Genomic DNA, 21,014 nt, shown 5'->3' with positions numbered 1-21,014 from the left:
ATAAGTTATGTTAATAACACATAAACTAATAAAACTTTACTGATTACTCTCAAGACATTCATAAACCGCCATCATATCTCGTTTATCCAATTCGCGAATACGATTAAAAATTGGTATTTGCGCAACAGCTTCTGTTAATAAGCTCTCATCCACAACATCACTAACTTTTCCAGTTAACCATGTTTGTACATCCACATCCTCAACCACTTCTTTTAGTCCTTCATCATTAATACCACTTGTATTACAAGTTACACATGGAATTGTTAGTTTAAACACACCATCATGCAAATTATCTTCAGTAATAACTTTCTTCCCTTTACAGAATGGACATGGATTACTTTTTTTAATTTTATTAATTTGGGTAACTAACTTTTTGTATCCAAACGCTTCATATACATACGTAAGTTTTTTATATTTACCATTTGTGAAATACTTATCTATAATGTTTTCTCTCGTTTCATAAACATTAGGGAAATCACAAATAGTTACTTGATTATTAACACTAATGGATTCGATATTTCCTTTTATTTCGTCCCAGAATGGTAATACATTTTGTAACACCATTTCATAGTTTGAAAAGCTTGCCTGTTCTAATTCAAACATTTTCAGTGCCACTTGTGCTTTCCTTGGTAATAAAGAAACATCTTCTGTCAATCTCATATCGCCACCAACTATAGACTTTAATTTATGAAGTGCAGGTAAATCACCAACTATTTTCAACACTTCATCAACTGGTTGATTGATAACTTCACGAATATCGAAGTTAGCAAATTTAAGCGGTTTATGATGATTTAAAACCGTACCCTCACAAATTGGACATGTCATCATTTCTTTAGAAGACTTAATTTCTTCTTTAATAGCTGCTTTAGAAATAACAATATATCCACCAATAATCGTATTAAATCCTACCCATGTTCTGCGTGTCTTTCCTTTTTTATCATAAAATGATTTTTCAAAATATCCGTACCAAAACGTATGCTTTTCTTCTTCTGACATGTCATTATAGCTCTTTGATAAATCGTGACCAAGCTCATTTTTAATTTCTTCAAATAGAAATTCTATTTTTTCATATTGATAAAATTTTAATACTTTCATGATTTCCGGATCGAATAAACCGTCCCAAAATGGAACGTTTTTATCTTGAATTGTAATATCTTTATCGAAAACTTCAATTTGAAGACGTCCAGAACAAGATGGACAATGATTGTCCTGTAAATAGAAATCAAAACTTCTCGTATCTTTATTAGTTGGATGAGCAGCTACAATATGATTAATTAATCCACCAATTTCATATAAAAAACTATATTGACTATATAAATGTCTTTCAAGATCAATAGCAACAACAGGTGCAATTGTATCAGATTCATATTCACTATAAATTAAACGGGCCATTGATGATAAACTTTTTAAAATACCACCCTTATAAATGTTTTCGGCATTTTTAAAATAGTGAATATGATTTTCTTCTAAATAGTGAACGCCTTCTTTATGCTTAAGTGCTGAAGAAATATGTATTTGCTCAGCATTATTCACACTGCTTTTTTGACGATAATAATCTTCATGACTTACTACATCAAGATGTTTTATAGATTCAAGCTGTCTTTTCCCGAAATCTACAATATAATCAGAGCTTTCTAACATATAACTATTATGTTCAATCATGATGATAGAGACTGATTCATCTTGTAATATCCCTCTAACACTATCTATAAATTGGTTTAAAATATTTTGTGATAAACCTTTTGAAGGCTCATCAAAAATAAATAATGTATGTGGATTTCTTGTGTTTGCAAATAACTCCGAAACTAAATGAACACATTGAAACTCACCTGTTGATAATGTTTGTGTTTTTCGTTCTAACGTTAAATAACCAAGTCCTAGTTTAATTAGTAGACTCAAGCGTTTATACGCAATATCTTCATTTGGAAGTTCATCTATAATATCCTCAATCGAACGCTCAAAAATATCATCAATTTCTTCGCTATACTTTGTGAGTTTCTTTTTAATATCTAGGAAAGTGGCTACAGTTGATCGACTTGTAATGGATTGATTTCGATCTTGTCCTACCATAACTAATTTATCTTTTGGATATCGTTTCAAGAAATCTGTAGCTAAACATTCATTGACAAGTGTAGATTTCCCGCATCCAGATTCTCCAGTAACCGTCACAAGCCTATTTTTAGGGATTTGAAACTCCGCCATTTGGATATTACGGCAATATAATTCATGGAATGTATAGTATTCTGTTGGTACTTCTTTATTTAGATCCGACAGTATTGGTTTTGGTCTTGGCGATTCTTTCACAATTTGTCCACCATATTTTCCGCTACCAGGTCCAAAGAACAATTGCTCATCTGTTGTATCCAGTACAGTATCTGAATGATCAATGAGCCAAATTTGATTTTTACACCCTAACTGCTTAATCTCTTCTAATATTTGTAATAATGTTTCATGATCAAGTCCAACTGAAATCTCATCAATAATAATTACAGCATTTTCACTTACTGCCATAAATTCAGCCAAATATAGTCTTGTTAACTCTCCACCTGACAACGTACCCATAATTCGATTTAATGTTAAATAACCAATGTTCATATTAATTATATTTTGCAGTATATGTTGCTTTGCTTCACTAATATTTAACTCTTCCGCTAACGAAAGAATAGACTCAACACTTAAATCATTAATATTTGAAATTGTATGTGGTTTAGCAAATAAATCTATCTTATGTTGTTCGATTTCTTCGCTATAACGTTTTCCCTTACATTTTTTACACTCAATATTTTTAGTAGTACCTCGGCCTTTACAGCCAGTACACCAGCCTAACTGGTTATTGAATGAAAAAACCTCAGGTGAAAGATGAAATACATCAGCAAGTTTTTCACGTACCTCTGTGAAAACACCAGTATGTGTACCGATCGTTGAACGTGGATTGGAAGAAATCGATGATTTTCCTAGAAAAAGAACTAAAGGCATATCTTCTATCTTAATAGCACTAAAATTCGTTTGCATAATGTTAGGAAATAAATATTGATATTCAGCCTTTGGCAATAAAGAAACTAATCGTTTTTTTGATTCTTCACCAATCGTTTGACAAAAGGTTGTTTTACCTGAGCCTGATAAACCAGCGATTCCAAACGACTTATTAAATGGAATCACTGTATCTAATTTATTTATGTTATTAGCAATTAATTGATTTACTTTCATATTAACCTCTATTCTTATTTTTCTTTAAAATCATTTTTACAGTGTAATAATTACATAATGAATATAACTTTTTATACGATTACCCTCTCACTTCAAGGATCTTATCCTTATATGTTTCAAACCATTGTTGCCATTCATCTTTAGAAAATTCTTTTTCTTTTCCTTCTAGTACGGAAGAAAAAAGATCTAAGCAAATATGCCAACCAGCTATATCTTTCGGTGTATGATCAGTTAATACATGAATGTACTCTTTAAGAAGTAAAAGAGTTCCACTTTCTTCTTTATGTATTTCAAATCGGACACGATCTTTATCCCAAGTAAATTCAAGTACTGAATTTACTTGACACTCTAAAATATCAATATTTATAAATGAACCGTCCATCATGTCGAACTTTATTATTCCACCCGTTTTAAGACTTTCAATTTGTAAATTAGACATCCATTTTTTAAGCTTACTGTTTTCTGTTAAAACAGACCAAACTTCCTCTATTGTATTTGGAAATCGGCGTTCAAATTTTACAATATACCCATTAGTTAGTTTCCCAATTTCAGCTATCATATTGATTGCCCCTTTATACAGAATGTATGTTCTCACTCTATTTTACACGAATATAAATATAAAATAAATCTTTATGTCAACGAAGTATTAATTTAAAGTTAATGGTAATGAGAAAAACTTAAATATTTTCCAAGTCGAGTTATATAATGTTGAAAAATAATTATCATGTATATCCGTTTCCTTATTAAATATAGACTTACGCACCAATAAAAAAAGCCGCATTTGCGACTCATGAAATTATAGTATTAACCCTTGCTTTTATTGAATGACTTACCGCTTAATCGCATCAACAATTAAAGATGGAAAACCAAGCTTCTCACCTTTATTTCTAGAATCATACCTTTTCGAACGGAAAATAACACCGTCGTTTGCATCCCATTCGTTGTAATAAAACTGACCATTTTCATCACAATATTCAAGTAAAACTACCTCAAATCCAGCAAATTTAAACATTTCCGTTAATGTTTTATAATTATGAACAATTTTATGACTTGCTGCTGGATGATCTTTCGGGCCAGGTCCGCCTATTTGAACTATGTTTTGGTATGCTTCATCTCGGAAGAATGCATCAGGAACACCACAACGAATATGCCCTCCTGGCTTTAAAAATTCATAACAAATTTCAGCTGCTCTTATACCTTCTTCAAAAGTAAGGTGTTCCCATACATGCTCAGCTAAAATAGCTGAAATAGAGTTGTATTCAAATCTTTCTTCCCACGTAGCTTTGTCTAATAAGTTAAGTTCATCTTCTTGTGTTTGAATCCAACCTGGATTATTATTAAACACGCCAGCGCCGACTACTACTTTAATTTCATCTTGTTTTGTTGCCATCACTTTCACCTCGTAAACATTTTGATTTATTAATATATTCTATGTTTACTATTATCCTTCCTTCTTCAACAAATTTAATAGCATGAATCCAGTACAATACCGAACTCATGCTGGAAATTTTTCTAACCAAACGATTTTCTAACTTTATGGAATCAGTTCATAATACACAACTGTTTTTATACTATTTATATACGATTTTTCTTATATAAGCATAACACACCAAACATTAGCACAAAACCAATCACGTAAAAACTTGTTGTTCCGCTACCACCAGTATTAGGAATTACCCAATTATTTTTCACATTTTTCACTGTTAGTTTTTGTGTCCTTACCGCTTCTGTAATTTCTATTTCTATTGGATCTCTAAGTAACATATAACCGTTTGGCGCTTTTATTTCTTTAATCATATACTTTCCAAGTACTAACTGGTTGGAAATCACCTTTCCTTTTTCATCCGTTGTTAATCTAGTAACTTCTTTACCTTCTTTATCTAATACTTGAAATACAGCACCTTTTAGTTTTAAATTAATATCCTTATCATCAACTTTCTCAATTTCAAATTGCCCAGTCGGATCTGGTAATTTCTTATTCCCTATTTTAATTTCTACTACTGTATCTTTTTCTATTTTTACAGCTATTTTATCTTTTAATAAGTCATAACCTTTAGGTGCTTCTACTTCCACTAGGGTATAGTTACCTATTGGCAATTCTTTTGATATCGCTTCTCCTTTTTCATCTGTTACTAACTCACCAACTACTTTTTTATTTGAATCTTCAATATGAAACTTTGCCCCTGCTAGCTTTTTATTTTTATCGCTCGTATCTACTTTTACTAACTTCATTTTCCCCATTGGATCTGGTAATTTCTTATTCCCTATTTTACTTTCTACTACTACATCTTTTTCTACTTTTACAGCTATTTTATCTTTTAATAAGTCATAACCTTTAGGTGCTTCTACTTCCACTAGGGTATAGTTACCTATTGGTAATTCCTTTGATATCGCTTCTCCTTGTCCATCTGTTACTAACTCACCAACTACTTTTTTATTTGAATCTTCAATATGAAACTTTGCTCCTGCTAGCTTTTTATTTTTATCTCCCGTATCTACTTTCACTAGCTTCATTTTCCCCATCGGATCTGGTAATTTCTTATTTCCTATTTTAATTTCTACTACTGCATCTTTTTCTATTTTTACAGCTATTTTATCTTTTAATAATTCGTAACCTTTAGGCGCTTCTGTTTCCACAAGAGTATAGTTACCTATTGGTAATTCTTTTGATATCGCTTCCCCTTTTTCATCTGTTACTAACTCACCAACTACCTTTTTATTTGAATCTTCAATATGAAACTTTGCCCCCATCAATTCTTTATTATCATTATTACTATCTACTTTTTTTATCTTTACTTTTCCTGTACTAGGCTTGTTCCAATGTTGCCAATTAAATTTGAAATTGTGAAATTCAAATCCACCAGTTTGTTGTACTGCACCGACAAATGCTTGTCCATTAATCGAACCGCCTTTTGTTTCTAATACAGCATTTGGAGCAAACACACTCCCAACGACACCATATCCCTCTGTTGTGATCTTTTTTGCATTAGGAAAAACCCAAATCACCTTCCCGTATAACTCAGTGAACGGTGAATTAGGAGAATAGGGTTGTGATGTAGGAATTATATCTGTAGCCCTACCAATATTGTTCGTGTCATATAAGATAGCACCATTTTTAAATGTAACCTCTATTGCATCCGAATACATAACGATAAAATCTTTTCCTTTAGCATTAGGTAAAAAGACATCTCTTATATCTAAATTGATTTTCCCTACCAGTTCTGATGAAACATAAATATTAGGATTGTTTATATCTTTTCCGATTCCATAACTCATATTTGGAATTGGGGTATTCGTTTTAAATTGACCTGCATTTTTACTGACTTGGTTCACTATGTTGTGAAATTCATTAAATTTCGCGTCAATTTCTAGTTTTTCTTTATAAACGATACGATCATAAGAAGATTGTATGATACGATCTGGATCACTCTCTTTTGTCATTACGACTATTCCGTTTTGAATGATAAAAGATTCCTCTCTTGATTTTTTAAATTTTCCAGACAATAACAAGGATGGATATCCCTCATCATCCCATTTTTCCCCAACTATATTAGATGTTCCCGCTGCTGCACCTACAATTGTATAACCAGATGCATCCATATCACCTTGAACTGCAATTGCTCCTTCAATGTCTCCACCTACTGCTATATGGTTACCAAAGACAACAGCATTATAACGCGATATATCCCCTAGACCTTCTAAGTTAGTCGTGGATCCATATGCTTCTTTTGGTGCATATACGACAAAACTTACACATAACATTAACAAAACCATAAAATGAATACTTACCAACTTTAATTGTAACTTCAATTCCTTTGTTCCCACCTTTACCGTATTTTTTCTACAGTCGAATAAAGTGAAACTTTTTTCAGTAAGGATTTACTTCATCCCCTATATACCTTCTTTACTTATCTCTGGATTTTCGGTCCCACTGCCCATTAATACAGGATAAATAAATTCATTCTATCGAGTTAATTTTTTCTTATAAATTGCGACTAGTAACACACATAATAATAGGATTAAGATTACTACGGTCCACTTATTAAACATAAATATCTCTTTACCCATTTTTTGTTTTTCTTTCTCGTTAAACTCCACACGCTCACCTCGAACCAGTAATCTATTTGTGTTTACTCCATAAGGCGTACATGTAATTAATGTTATATAATCTTTATTTTTCACAATTTTTAAATCGTCCGTTTCGTGTGGTAACACTACTTTAATTTGATCTACTTTATAAGCAAGAATTTTGTCTAAAGAATGAATATAAAAAAGATCTCCTTCACTCAACTTATCTAAATCTGTAAATAATTTTGATGATGGTAAACCACGATGCCCTGTTAAAATAGTGTGCGTATTTTCTCCACCTACTGGAAGTGAAGAATAATCTAAATGACCTACCCCGCGACTCAATACTTCCTCAGAGGTCCCTTGATAGATTGGCAGTTTTATATTAATTTTCGATATTTCAATATACCCCATTACATCACCTAAATTTAACGCATCGGCATACGCTTGATGATTATTTTTTTCTTCAGAAAATGGATCTGCAAATGTTTTCATGGAAGTTTGAACTTGTTTATTATATTCGGTTGCTTCTTTTTCCCTACGTTCAACTTCTTTCTTTTGTAGTACTTTGATCTTCTTATCGTAGGAGCTAATCTCAGAATAATGTGCACGAGTCGCCAACCAATTACTAATAGTAGGATATAAAAAAATAGCTAATCCAAATAAAAAAATACCTCCTAAAACAAGATTTCGTTTCATATTTCCACCTCTGTATATACTAAAATATTGAAAAGAGGGAAGCATTTTGCTTCTCCCCTTTTCACATCACTTGGTTACATGTTCCTAAAACCTTAATTATTAGCAAACTTTTTTCTAAAGAAAACAAATGCCGCTGTAGCCATTAACGTAAGACCTAGTACAGTAAATAGAGTCGTTCCGATACCACCCGTTACAGGAAGAATCCATCCACTTTTATTATTTTCAATCGATAATTTAACCGTTTGATTATTTTCGCTAATCTTTACATCAATAGGGTCCTTTAATAATTGATATGAAGCTGTTATACCATCTTCTTTTGTATAAATTGGTGCTTTCGTTTCAAAAATTTGATAGTCTCCATACGGAATGTTAGTCCATTTAATAACACCATTTTCATCTGATACACCTGTGACTTCTTTACCTGCCACAACAACTATTTTTCCATTTTTATCTTTAAGTACAAACTCCGCACCTTTTAATTTCTTCTTATCAGCACCATCAACTTTTGTTAACTCGATAATTCCAGTTGTCGGAACAACAACTACAGGTTTAGATTCCTTTTCTCCAATTACATCATTTTTATTTATAAAATCAATTTTTGCTGTATTTAAAATTTCCGAACCAGATAGTACTCCTTCTTTTACTTGTGATTTAATTTGTAAATGAAATTCTTTTTTACCATCTAACTTTGTGAAATCTTTTACTGTGGCTGTTACTTTTTGGCCTTCTACAGCTACCTCTACAATGCTTGCATTTACTTCCGCTCCATCAATTTTTACGACTGGTTTTCCTTGAATCATTAAACGATCGTCTAAAGTATCTGTTACTACATATTTTTTGTATTCTTTAATGTCTTCTGGAATTAATGTTTTGATATCATAATTGTAATTAGTTAACGGATTGATTGGTAACGCTTCCAAATTCCCGTTAATCTTTTTATCAATATTTGGTTCTTCATAGTTTTGCACTTCTACTTTAACTACTGTACCAGAAGTAATTGTTCCATCTTCGTTAATAGTTCCGGAGGTCTTTATAAAAAACTCGTGTTTAGTCGGATCTAGTACATACCCTTTCGGCGCTTTTGTCTCTTGGAAATAGTATTCCCCATACTCTAATCCTTGCACGCGAATATGCCCATTACCATCTGTTGCTAACTCTTTTTTCACTTCTGTACCATCTTTTTTTAATAAAGAGAATACTGCACCTGCTAATGCTTTTTCATTTGCACCAGTTTTTACTAAATCAACTGCACCACGTTTAATCTCATTTTTCGGATACATATGAACATCATAGTTTAGTACCTTACCCTCTTTATTCGTTAATGGAATATCCACTGTATACGTATTTGGATTTAGGTTAACATGCGGAGGTCCTGCCACTTCTTTCACTTCATAACGTCCTAGCGGAAGATCTTTTAATACAGCTTGTCCGTTATCATCTGTTACTACTTGAGTTGGAGTTGCTCCCATTACAGGCTTCACATCTTCTTTCACGATTTTCCCATCGTTTGAAATTTTTTCAAACGACGCAACCCTTTTCACTTCAAACGTTACACCTTTTAATGGTTTCGCATTTGTTGGTACCTCTTGATTTGCAGAGCCATCACCTTCTAGCCCCGATGCGCCATCTTTTTCTTGTTCATATTTATGAATCGTTAAAGTACCTTTGGATGGTGAAGCTGCCTTTACTAATACACTAGACCATGTAGAAAATGTTAAGAAAAATACTAAAAGCACACTAAATATTTTTTTCATTTCTCTTATCCCCTTTACTACTTCTATCATTTTAAAAATCTCTTTATTACTATTACCCTCTTAAAAGTAATAGTGTGCCAAGTACCAGATTTAAACGAGTAACCTAAAACATAGTCGTCCAACAATCCATTGTTTACAATCACTTATTCACTCTTCTTATTTTCTATTATTACGTTGTCTCTCCGTATGATATATGTAGTTTTTCCCCTGAATTGCACTTATATCTCTACTTCAAAAATCGTTACATATTAACTTCTATCGCAAATTTTCATTAATTACTTAACTTAACTTCAATTCATTAATCTCTCCCTTCCTATCCCTATTTAAAATCCAATCTTAATCATTTTTGATACATATAAACAATGAACAACGAATAAGTGTGACAATTCATATTTTACGTTACTCCCCAAAACTATTACCTGTATATTCAAATAATATGTGCTAATCATGTTAAATTATGGTATTATTCTTAGAAGTTTATAATTTTTATAGATAAAGTTTTTCCGTTTCTACTTATGAAAAAAAGGAATATATAAACATTCAACTATTACACACAACTGTAAGGAGGAATAATATGAATAAAAAGCTCAGTCTAGTTGAGATAGAGTACATTTGTAATCTGTTTTTCCAATCTTTTGAAATTCCAGTTTGTTTTTTAGATTGTAACAAAAATATTCTTTTAGAATTTACATCAAAAGATGAATCACATTCGTTCTATAAATCAAAAATAGAACAGTTACATGTGCTTTTTCAAAAAAATGATTCAAATAATTCGCCCATCTTCAGATCTCACCAATATTTAGGGCACTTCATTTTAATTCACATAAAGAGTCATTATATGGTGAACGGTACTGTTATTATTGGGCCCTTGACACATGTAAATTTTTCTACAAGTAAAACGGATAGTAACCTTAATTTTATTTCGAATTATAAACGAACAAGAGATTATTATTTTTCATTGTCAGTCAAAGATCAAAATTTCTTTGTAAATATAGCAATATTGTTCTATAACATTCTCTACAAAAAAAAATCAGATGTACGTACCTTTTCAAATAACAGTGACTCATTTCATGTAAATCATAGCAGTATCTTAAACGAGGATGTATATATTTCAATGCAAAAAAACGAATCTATCTGTCATAATTTGTATATAGAGAACCAACTACTTGGAGCTATAGAAAACGGGGATAAAGAAAGCGTACTCAAATATTATTACGAATTCCAACAAGATACCCTTTCATCCTTATCTTCATTCCATCAATTAAGACGTCATAAAAACATTTGTATTTCATCCATCACACTTGCTACTAGATATGCTATAAAAGGAGGACTTCCTTCCGGGATTGCTTACAAGATTTACGATATACACATCCAAAAGACAGAGGATTTAAAAGACACAGAATCTGTTTGGGATTTATTAAGAAATGTTTTCTGTACTTTTGCAGACCGTGTAAAAGCACAAAAAGTAAAGAAATACTCAAAGACTATCGCTATTTGCAAAAACTATATTTTTGAAAATATTTACAATCAAATATCAGTTAAACAACTTGCTAAATTTGCAAACGTAAATTCAGATTATTTATCTATATTATTCAAAAAAGAAGTCGGTATTTCATTAATTGAGTACATACAACGTGAACGAATCGAAGAAGCAAAAAAATTATTAACTTTCACAACCTATCCCTTATCAGACATATGTGCTTCGCTCAACTTTAGTGATCAAAGCTATTTTACTAAAATTTTTAAAAAATTCACTAATGAAACACCTGGTAAATACCGAAAATCTCATGTTGTCATATAGAGTTAAACTTTTATTAAAACTAAGTGTTTTTAGTAACTTATCAATGGCAGATTAGAATTACTTCCACACTCATGACCTTTTGAATTTAGGCTATTTTTAAATCAAAAAACACGTTACTATTCTTTTATTTGAATGAGAATAGTAACGTGCTTTATATGTAATGTAGGTCTGTAGGCAAAATAGCGTCCAAGCAAAAAGTTTTATAGAAGCCAAATACACTACTTAAATACTAAAATCTTATTAAGTAAAAAATTTATCTAATAATTATTGTGTAAGAAATAATCCCTACTGTTATTTTTGTATCTGTCTAAATTTGCGAGCCAAAGTGAGTACTGTACCTGCAATAACCATCCATATGCCCATTGTTGCACTGTTAGTTGTACTGGCACCTGTGTTGGGAAGCTCTTTATATGTAGATTCTTTTTTATCGGTATTACTGTTGTTCGGGATATTACTGTTATTAGCAACGCCTTTAGCTTTTCTAGTATCTTTATTCTTCACCAATACTTTTTGTATTGTATGTACCTCATTACCTACAGAATCTGTGACACTATATATTATTTCAAAAGTACCAGCTTTAGTGGTATCTCCAATTCCTTCATATGCTACTTTAGAAGTAAGATCACCGTCTTCTTTATCAGTAGCTAATACTTTTGCCATTGGATTGAATTGGTCTCCTTCAGTAATTGTAGTTGTAGCAGGTACTTTTAGTATTGGTATTTCATTTTTAACTTCATCTCTAACTTTGACCGTTACAGTTTGTTCCGCAGTTACTTTATGACCTTTAGAATCTGTAACTGTGTACGTTAATACGTAAGTACCGGCTTTAGAGGTATCTACTTCACCATTAAGTTTTACTTTAGAAGTAAGATCACCGTCTTCTTTATCAATAGCTAATACTTTTGCCATTGGATCGAATGAATCTCCTACATGAATTGTCACTGCAGTAGGCACTGTTAATGTAGGGTTTAAATCTAATGCTTCTCCATTTCCCTTTACAATTACAGTCTGTGTAGCCGTTGCATTCCCCCCTTGAGAGTCAACGACCGAGTAGTTCACAATGTATGTACCTAGTTTAGAAGTATCTACATCGCCTTTATGTTTTACTTTATTTGTTAAATCACCCTCTTCTTTATCAACAGCTTTTACATTACTCATCGGGTCAAACGTATCACCAACACGCAGTGTAATTGTAAGCGGTACAGTTAATTCAGGGACTTGGTTTTCTGCAGTTTTTTCGTTTTCTTTCACTGTCCCTTTAATTTTTGCTGCATCAAAAGCTTTTTGGACCGCTTCAACCTCAATTGAGTTCGCTCCATATTTGTTTGTTGCAACTTTAAGACACGCTAATCTTAATTCAGTGAAATTAGAAGTCATGTTCAATTCATCAGTATTTGCATAATAGAAAATATCAAACATTTTATCTTCACCAATACCATTTACAGTTACACCGTTATGAGTGCCACCTTGTGCAATTAAATACGCGACTTTATTAATAATACTTGAGTTGAAATGAACGCCCTCATTATCTTCTCCGTTTAAATTACTGTATTTGCTATAATCATCTGGATACGGTACTCCATCAAAAAAATTGATTGAAGATGGATTTTTCATATTACGTAGAACTGAGCCGCTTTGTTCTCCTATTGTCCAATTAAATTCTCCATTATTTATATATTTCTCAATAGCCGTTCCCATAATATCAGATAACGCCTCGTTAATTGCTCCAGATTCTCCGAAAAATTCAAGATTAGATTCGCTAGATGTAACCGCATGCGTAAATTCATGGCCCGCTATGTCAAACGCTCTAACCATTGAATCACCATATATAAGCATACTAACATTGTTAACATTAGCACTAAATGCATTACTCCAATTTTTAGGATCATCTGTTTCTCCAGAATCCCATGCATGTACAACTGATACTACTTTGTTCCCCTTATTGTCAAAACTATTACGCTTATATTTATCTTTATAAAAATCATATACCTTTGTTGCTAAGAAATGGGCACTTACCGCCTTTGGATCATTAAATGTTGTTGATGTGCTAGTTGCTAATATACCAGGATAATATTTTTCTTCAAAACTAATATCTCTATAATTCACATCATATGTCTCAATTCCTTGCCCTCTTGTGTAATCTGCAAGCGCATATTTCCCATTACTTTGTTCAGAAATACCGAATGTACGAGTTATTCCTAAATCATCTTTTCCAGTTCCGGTTAATGATTTAAAATTGCTTTTTTTACTCTCCTTAATAGCTTCAACATGCTCTTCACTTACTTTTAAATCTGACTCTTGCACCATATTTTTCAACATATCACCATTATGAGCATTCACTAAATAAGTTCCAGATACATAGTTTGGTGTTGCAGCGGCAAATGTAACTTGATATGCATTGGTAGCCTGTCCATGATTTTCATTAACAAAAATAACTTCCTTAACTTCTGGCTCAGAAATAAATTTAATATCGTTCCCGTACTTCGTATAAATATATTGTTTTGCTTCTTCTTTTGATAAATTACTAGCATTCTTTAAATCTTCTTGTGTTAAATTTTGTGCACTTTCTCCTGAAATACTTTTAATAATACCCTTTTTATCTACATGAGCAGTCAATTGGTGTCCATATACTTCTTTACCTTCATATATTTGTTGCATACGTACAAGTGTAGTCCCATCATAAGAAGCACGTTTTTGAACAACGTTGTAATCTACCCCTTTGTCCCCACTAACTTGTTTTGGAGACAAAGCATGCTCGGTTTTTTCCTTAAGTGCATCTTTCACTACATTCTCTGGCGTCTTTTGTGATGGTTGTGTAAGTTCACCTGTACGGAACGAACCCTCTTGAATATCAACTTGCATTTGACCCGTTTCTTCTGCATAAACTACTCCGTATGGTGCTACACTTGTTAAAACTAATCCTGTTGTTAATACAACTATAGCTATTTCTTTTTTATTCTTCATTTTATTTTCCTCGTATAATTTCCTAAAATATGAAACTGCTTAAATGTATTCCTATCAAAAATAGAAAAAATAAAAAGTACATCACATTACGCAAAACCGTATTATAAAAAGATGACTTCTGTCATCAACAAAAGTCACCTCTTCAATATGTCATATCCCTAATATGTTTTTAATGCATACTTTCTATATGAAAAAGAAAAAGTATTCTTTAACGAGCGTTTTGCAATACTTTTATTAGGTCATTTATATTTTCAACTTTTTGCTGAAACTGATCAAATCTGCTATGTAGCAATGAAGGATTCTTATCTTCAGTTGAAATAACTTTTTTTAATTCTTGTTCTAATTTATCATATGTATGAAAGAAATTATCAAATTCTACACTTATAAGTTCTTCATTTTCACGATAAAATCTTTTTGCTTCTATATAAGTCATATATGATTTATTTAAAAATCCTAATGAAATTAAATATTTAGAAGTGTTTTCTTGATAAATAGCAATATCACATGCTATTTTAATATCAGAATAAGTCTTTTGAACGAAACAATGCAATTCAAAAATCTTAAACTTTAATCCATTATTCATTTCATCCCATCCCATCCTATCTATTCTACATAAAAAAAGAATATTATACAAAGTAAAATATCAATATAGCACAAAAATAAAAAGCGAAAGAATGACTCCTTTCGCTTTTTATAATAATACATACATTTCATATTGTGCTAATGAATTCTTTTCAAATCCAGTTTTCTTTAAAAACCCTTCCAGTAAATTGTTGTTTGGAAACCCAATTGATAAACTTGATACATTTAAGTTTTCTGTTGCTACTTGTAATAATTTTGATCCAATACCACGATTTCTATAGTCTTTGTCTACGAAAAGAAAACTAATTTTACCTTGTTCATTCATACATATAGAACCTTTTAAATCATTATCGACATATGCACCATAAAATGTATTGTTTGTTTTTCCGATATAATCCATATCATTTTGCCAATTTATATGGAAGTGTAACCATTTCTGAATTTCAACTTTAAAAGCTGGAAATTCTAATTGTTTTACTTCAATTCCCTTACAATCTTTATTTATTATTTTAGTCATATCTTTTAAATTATAATAAGATAGATCGTACACTTTTTCATAGCCTAATTTCGTATAAAAATGAATCGCTCGGTCATTGCCTACAATGACTTCAAGAAAAAGTTGCTTACACTCATTTTGAAGCGCCTCTTCCTTATGCAGTTCAAATAATTTTTGACTCACACCAATACCGCGGTAATTAGGATGAACCGCTAATGTTCCACAACGCATTGTTTTTATGTTTTCATAATCCTTTATCCCGCCAAGTATTACACCAACAGATTTGTTACCGTCTAAAGCAAGAAAGGAATGTTTTAGTGAATTCCCTTCTGGTCCCAAAAACCTTTTTATAAAATCTTCTTTTGAAACTTCCATTTTAATAATGTAATCTGAAAATCCATCTTTAAAAGCTTCATACACTAAATCTATACTTACTTCACTGCATCTTTTGTATTGAATCATATAAAATTCTCCCCCACTTACTCGTGTTAAACTTAGCATTCAAATACGTAAAATGTACTAGTTTCACTCTACCCATCATTCTTTAACATTTAATTTGAAATAAACGGGCACTTCCCTACATATCTCTCACTGTTAATTTGTTTTATAACAAATGGTGCAATATCACTATTTTGAATTTTGATTCCTGGCATATCTACTAAACTCTCTTTTATATTTCCAATGCTCTTCCCTTCCATAACAAATGGTAATCTAACAATTGTCCAATCTACATCACTACCTTGAATAGTTTGCAATTCTTTATATTTATCTTGCATCATCTTTGATAAAAATACTTTAAACAAGGTAGCTCCTATTTTATTTACAATTCCCTTTTGATCTCCTGTAACATCTAAAGAACCTCCAGAAATTAGTATATATCTTTTTATTTCAAATTCTTTCATTGCTTCTAAAATATGCTTCGTTACTGTGCTAAAAATATAAGATTCATTTTTTGGTTGACCTACCGCATTAATTACAGCTCGACACCCTTTAAGTAATTTGCGTATTGAAACAAAATCACGTGCATCTCCATTAATAATCTCTAAATTTTCATTTGTTATTTTGATATTATTAGAATTTCTTGTTAATATTTTTACTTGATATCCCTTTTCTAACGCTTCGTTTACAAGGAATTTCCCTGCGTTTCCGTTTGCACCCAGAATAGCTATTTTATTTGTACTTTCCAATATTAACCCCTCTTACTATCTATTATTTACTACATTAATCTCATGTACACGTAAAAAAGCAATTAAATGCTCGCACGCTCGTTCACACGCTAACATTTTAAAGATTTTTTGTTCCTCTTTCGTTTTATCATTTGCTTGATCTGATGCAGCTTTTAAACTAAGAAAAGGTTTGTTATTGATTTGACACACATAAGCAAAAGCTGCCACTTCTTGATCAACCGCTAATGCTCCATATACAGTATGGAGTAAATATCTCATTTCTGAACTACGGATACGTTGATCTCCAGATAAAAATGTACCATAATGAATCGGATCATAAGATCGTATCTTTTTTATTCTTCTTACAAGTGACTTTGTTGTTTCAATAGGTGCTGTCCTACCATTATATAAATTAAAAATATCTTCCCCTGAACCAGCAGCAGTAACGTCGTGTTGTATTGCATTAAGGGCTACTACAATATGTCCATTTTTCACCTTATTTGATAGACTTCCGCATATTCCTGTCATAAACAACTCATCTGGCTGAAACTCACTAATTAATAATTGCACACAACTAGCACAACTTACTTTCCCAACTCCAGTTATTACGGAGATAACTTCCATATTATTAATATAATGAAAATGAAATTCCCAAGCTGCTCGTTTTTCAATACGTTCACTTGGATAATATTGATGCAAATACGTAAGTTCTGGTTCCCATGCGGATACGATTGCAATACGTTTCATTACATGCTTCACTTCCCCTATTGTTATCATGTAAATACTTTATCTATACTTTCTCATTCATAATCTGGAATCCACTCTTTATATTTCTCATATAAATTTCGTATTGTTTCTTTATTCTTCGCAATTACTTCACATCCTCTATCATCGTAAATAAACATGATAATATCTTTTGTTGCATTTATGAGAAATACATCTGGATAAGAAATTTCTTTTTTGCGTCCAAAACGGGGATAAAGACCTAGAAAATCTTCATGATTTGCAGCTTGAATAAGCGGTGTATACTTTATATCACAAGCAAAACATTTTAATGAAAATTGATAAGTACAATACAAGTCAGCTTCTTCTTCTTCAAATAAAAAAGGTATTGTTTCTTGCCTTATATGATACTTTAAATCTCTATTATGAATAAAACGTCTATATATATTAATTTTCTGCGGATTTTTCACATTTTCCTTTTTAAATCGATAAACATTTGTTACTAAAAAAACTTCATCTTCTTTTGAAAATATATCTTCAAATAAGTATTTATTTTATGTATAAAGCTGAGTGAAGTATTCCCTATTTACATCGTCGGTTCTTTCTACAAATAGGTCTTTCCCTTTCCCAAAATGAAAATGCAAATGATTTTCCCATTGAAAGTATATATGTGGTACTAATGTAACTCCAGGGAATGTTTCATTCATATATTCTTTTAATTGCATTCTTAATTCCTTTCTACTCTACAATTTCTTTTAACTGCCAATATGCATCTTCTAGCCATGGATGTATAACTTTCAACGTGTCTTTTCTATCCCACAAATATGAAATATATGCAAAAGCAGCATGTTCTAAAGATTTTTCTAATTCTTTTTTTACTTCTACTAAATATGGTGGTGCTCCATTTTGATCCCATTCTATTTTATCAGCAACAAATAACACTAAATCCATTTTCGTTGCAAGTTTACGTAGTGTAGTATGGCAGCAAATTGCATTTAAGATTTCTTCATCATCCACTTTAAATATCTCTTTTGCAATTACTTTCGATAACTTTTGATGAATAATCATTGGAAATTCTCGTTCTTCTTGTAATATCTCTATTCCAAATTCTTCAGCAACTGCAACCCGATCTTCATTTGGAAAGATTGCACTAATATCATGTAAATATCCTGCAATCGCTGCCTTTTCTTCATTTACATGATACGTAATCGCAATTTTACGGGCTTCTTTTGTCACCCGAATTGAATGTTTATAAGTATGTTCTTTATTGTATTTTAATAGAAATGATTTTATATCATTTTCAATTTTTCCAGTTGGAGTAAATGAATATATATCCTTATATAACATCTCAAGTCACCTTTCTTCCTAACTTTCAATATAACGCTGTATTTAAATATCCTTTTTATTTGTATTCGTTATGAATGTTTTAATCCCTTTTTTATACGTTACATGAAATTTTATGGTGAATCATTGCTACAAAATACATAAATGTTTGATATTATAGTAATGTTAATGATTTGTAAGGAAAGGAACTACATAATGAATAAAAACATATTAATTATTGATGATGATAAAGAAATTGTTGAGTTACTTGCTGTTTATTTGCGAAATGAAGGCTATAACATTTATAAAGCATACGATGGCGATGAGGCATTGCAAATGATTTCTACATATGATGTTGACCTTATGGTTTTGGATATTATGATGCCAAAACGCAATGGATTAGAAGTTTGCCAGGAAGTTCGTGAGAATAATACTGTACCTATTCTTATGCTGAGTGCAAAAGCAGAAGATATGGATAAAATATTAGGTCTTATGACAGGTGCAGATGATTATATGATTAAGCCATTCAATCCATTAGAATTAGTAGCTAGAGTGAAAGCTTTGTTACGAAGATCATCTTTCCAAAATGCCACTTCCTCCAAAAATGAAGATGGTATTATTCGTATTCGTTCTGCTGAAATACACAAACATAATCATACTGTTAAAGTAAATGGAGAATATATTAAACTTACATCTATTGAATTTGATATTTTATATTTACTTGCGAGTAATACCGGAAGAGTATTTAGTTCCGAAGAAATTTTTGAACGAGTATGGAACGAAGATGGTTATGGTTCAAATAAAACTGTAATGGTTCACATTAGTAATTTACGAGATAAACTTGAAACAGGAATGAATGGAGAGAAGTTTATTCATACTGTTTGGGGAGTAGGCTATAAAATTGAGAAATGAAGCATTTGATATATTAAAAGATATCCCAAAATGGAAGTTAATTTTTTGGTTTATGTTAGCCATCACACTTACTCCTATTACTGAATTAATTATATATCGCCTTGTTACAAGTGTAATTGAAAGTTCACTTACGTTAAGCGAGCTCGGAAAAGAATTCATTAGAATTTTTGGATATGAAAAATATAAAGGAATAAAGGAATCTCTATGGATGATGATTGTATCTTATTTGTTTTTATTTTCTATTTTCTCATCCTACCTATACATTTTTTATCGTCATGAAAAAAAGATTTATTATGAAACTTGTATTAAAAAAATGATAGAAGAAATTCGTTATATTGCAAATGGAAACTTCAATCATAAAGTCTCTATCGTAAACCATAATTATCTGGAAGAGTTAGCAAGCGGGGTTAATCACATTGTTGAACAATTGAAAGTTTCGATTGATGAAGAAAGACAGGCGGAACAAGCAAAAAGTGAACTTATTACAAATGTATCGCATGATTTACGTACTCCTCTTACCTCTATAGTTGGATACGTAAATTTAATCCACCATGATAATTATAGAGATGAAGTGGAATTACGCCATTATATACAAGTCATTTACGATAAAGTAACCCGTCTTAACGCATTAATGAATGATTTGTTTGAATATACACGTGTTCAAAATAAAGAGTTAAGTTTATATTCTGTTCCCATTGATATTGTAGAGCTACTTGGGCAATTAACTGTTCAATTCCGCATACAAGTTCAAGAAGCTAATATAGAATGTCGACCTTCTTTCCCATCTCAAAAACTCATGGTATTAGCTGATGGAGACAAATTAGTACGAGTGTTTGAAAATCTTATTATAAATGCTATCGCTTATGGAAACGACGGTGGATATATCGACCTTGCTGCCTATGAAAGCAATAACATGATTACTATAGATATAACAAATTACGGCCAACCTATTCCTAGTACGGATTTACCTCATATTTTTGAACGTTTTTATCGCGTTGAAAAATCTCGCTCTACGAACACTGGTGGATCTGGACTCGGATTGGCAATTGCAAAAAGTATTGTGGAATTGCATAAAGGAACAATTGAAGTATATAGTGATGATAAAAAAACAACTTTCACTGTAAAACTACAACCATATAAATGTTAATACAACTTAATTTTAGGTCCAATTTCTTACCATATAAGAAATTGGACCTTTTATTTTCCATTAAAATCCAAATTTAATAATCCTTTATAATTCTTTAGAAATTCTTTACCTTTTCTTTCTTCCTAATTAAGCATTCCTTTTTACAATAGTATTATTGATGTCATAGTAGGAG

General features: G+C 31.3%; 15 protein-coding genes and 1 pseudogene. 3 read left to right on the top strand and 13 right to left on the bottom strand.

Features of this window, described 5'->3' with window-relative positions:
• Positions 1 to 36 precede the first annotated feature (36 nt).
• From ACU8YW_RS12410 to ACU8YW_RS12385, 6 genes are all read right to left on the bottom strand, one after another.
• Entirely contained in the window at positions 37 to 3,207 is a 3,171-nt protein-coding gene (locus ACU8YW_RS12410) for an ATP-binding cassette domain-containing protein (protein ID WP_088063531.1), read from the bottom strand.
• A 79-nt stretch (positions 3,208 to 3,286) separates the two neighbouring features.
• A complete protein-coding gene (locus ACU8YW_RS12405) occupies positions 3,287 to 3,766 on the bottom strand; it encodes an SRPBCC family protein (protein ID WP_000559859.1) in 480 nt (159 codons plus the stop codon).
• 270 nt (positions 3,767 to 4,036) lie between these two features.
• Positions 4,037 to 4,597 (bottom strand): class I SAM-dependent methyltransferase, encoded by a 561-nt coding sequence (locus ACU8YW_RS12400; protein WP_088063530.1) that lies wholly within the window; start codon positions 4,595 to 4,597, stop codon positions 4,037 to 4,039.
• Positions 4,598 to 4,782: 185 nt separating this feature from the next.
• Positions 4,783 to 7,017, bottom strand: a complete 2,235-nt coding sequence (locus tag ACU8YW_RS12395) for an MSCRAMM family protein (RefSeq protein WP_426934570.1) — start codon at positions 7,015 to 7,017, stop codon at positions 4,783 to 4,785.
• A 153-nt stretch (positions 7,018 to 7,170) separates the two neighbouring features.
• Positions 7,171 to 7,974, bottom strand: coding sequence for a class C sortase (locus tag ACU8YW_RS12390; protein WP_088063922.1), 804 nt, complete (start codon positions 7,972 to 7,974; stop codon positions 7,171 to 7,173).
• 92 nt (positions 7,975 to 8,066) lie between these two features.
• Positions 8,067 to 9,728, bottom strand: coding sequence for a SpaA isopeptide-forming pilin-related protein (locus ACU8YW_RS12385; protein WP_148666419.1), 1,662 nt, complete (start codon positions 9,726 to 9,728; stop codon positions 8,067 to 8,069).
• 574 nt (positions 9,729 to 10,302) lie between these two features.
• Here ACU8YW_RS12385 and ACU8YW_RS12380 point away from each other — a divergent pair.
• Positions 10,303 to 11,529, top strand: a complete 1,227-nt coding sequence (locus ACU8YW_RS12380; protein WP_097908080.1) for an AraC family transcriptional regulator — start codon at positions 10,303 to 10,305, stop codon at positions 11,527 to 11,529.
• A 291-nt stretch (positions 11,530 to 11,820) separates the two neighbouring features.
• On the opposite strand, the gene ACU8YW_RS12375 is transcribed toward ACU8YW_RS12380, so the two are convergent.
• From ACU8YW_RS12375 to yqeK, 7 genes and pseudogenes are all read right to left on the bottom strand, one after another.
• Entirely contained in the window at positions 11,821 to 14,493 is a 2,673-nt protein-coding gene (locus ACU8YW_RS12375) for a M4 family metallopeptidase (RefSeq protein WP_098133523.1), read from the bottom strand.
• Between the two features lie 208 nt (positions 14,494 to 14,701).
• On the bottom strand, positions 14,702 to 15,076 hold the full coding sequence (locus tag ACU8YW_RS12370) for a hypothetical protein (RefSeq protein ID WP_088063527.1): 375 nt from the start codon (positions 15,074 to 15,076) through the stop codon (positions 14,702 to 14,704).
• A gap of 108 nt (positions 15,077 to 15,184) precedes the next feature.
• Positions 15,185 to 16,033 carry a GNAT family N-acetyltransferase gene (locus tag ACU8YW_RS12365; RefSeq protein WP_088609788.1) on the bottom strand — a complete coding sequence of 283 codons (849 nt, stop codon included), beginning with the start codon at positions 16,031 to 16,033 and terminating at the stop codon, positions 15,185 to 15,187.
• Between the two features lie 89 nt (positions 16,034 to 16,122).
• A complete protein-coding gene (locus ACU8YW_RS12360) occupies positions 16,123 to 16,758 on the bottom strand; it encodes an SDR family oxidoreductase (RefSeq protein WP_098133522.1) in 636 nt (211 codons plus the stop codon).
• A 15-nt stretch (positions 16,759 to 16,773) separates the two neighbouring features.
• A complete protein-coding gene (gene mtnN / locus ACU8YW_RS12355) occupies positions 16,774 to 17,511 on the bottom strand; it encodes a 5'-methylthioadenosine/S-adenosylhomocysteine nucleosidase (RefSeq protein ID WP_137015065.1) in 738 nt (245 codons plus the stop codon).
• A 26-nt stretch (positions 17,512 to 17,537) separates the two neighbouring features.
• A pseudogene (locus ACU8YW_RS12350) lies at positions 17,538 to 18,185 on the bottom strand (DUF3885 domain-containing protein).
• A 13-nt stretch (positions 18,186 to 18,198) separates the two neighbouring features.
• Positions 18,199 to 18,807: a bis(5'-nucleosyl)-tetraphosphatase (symmetrical) YqeK gene (gene yqeK / locus ACU8YW_RS12345; protein ID WP_088609791.1), complete on the bottom strand. Its 609-nt coding sequence runs from the start codon at positions 18,805 to 18,807 to the stop codon at positions 18,199 to 18,201.
• A gap of 192 nt (positions 18,808 to 18,999) precedes the next feature.
• Between yqeK and ACU8YW_RS12340 the strand changes: the two genes are divergently transcribed.
• A complete protein-coding gene (locus ACU8YW_RS12340; protein ID WP_087986134.1) occupies positions 19,000 to 19,695 on the top strand; it encodes a response regulator transcription factor in 696 nt (231 codons plus the stop codon).
• Positions 19,685 to 20,842, top strand: a complete 1,158-nt coding sequence (locus tag ACU8YW_RS12335) for a sensor histidine kinase (RefSeq protein ID WP_097890895.1) — start codon at positions 19,685 to 19,687, stop codon at positions 20,840 to 20,842. Before ACU8YW_RS12340 ends, ACU8YW_RS12335 begins: the two co-directional genes overlap by 11 nt.
• The last annotated feature ends 172 nt before the right edge of the window (positions 20,843 to 21,014 follow it).

It is taken from the genome of Bacillus pretiosus (assembly GCF_052947655.1).
Note: the sequence above shows the minus strand (reverse complement) of the source record. Positions and strands in the feature narration are given on the sequence as shown.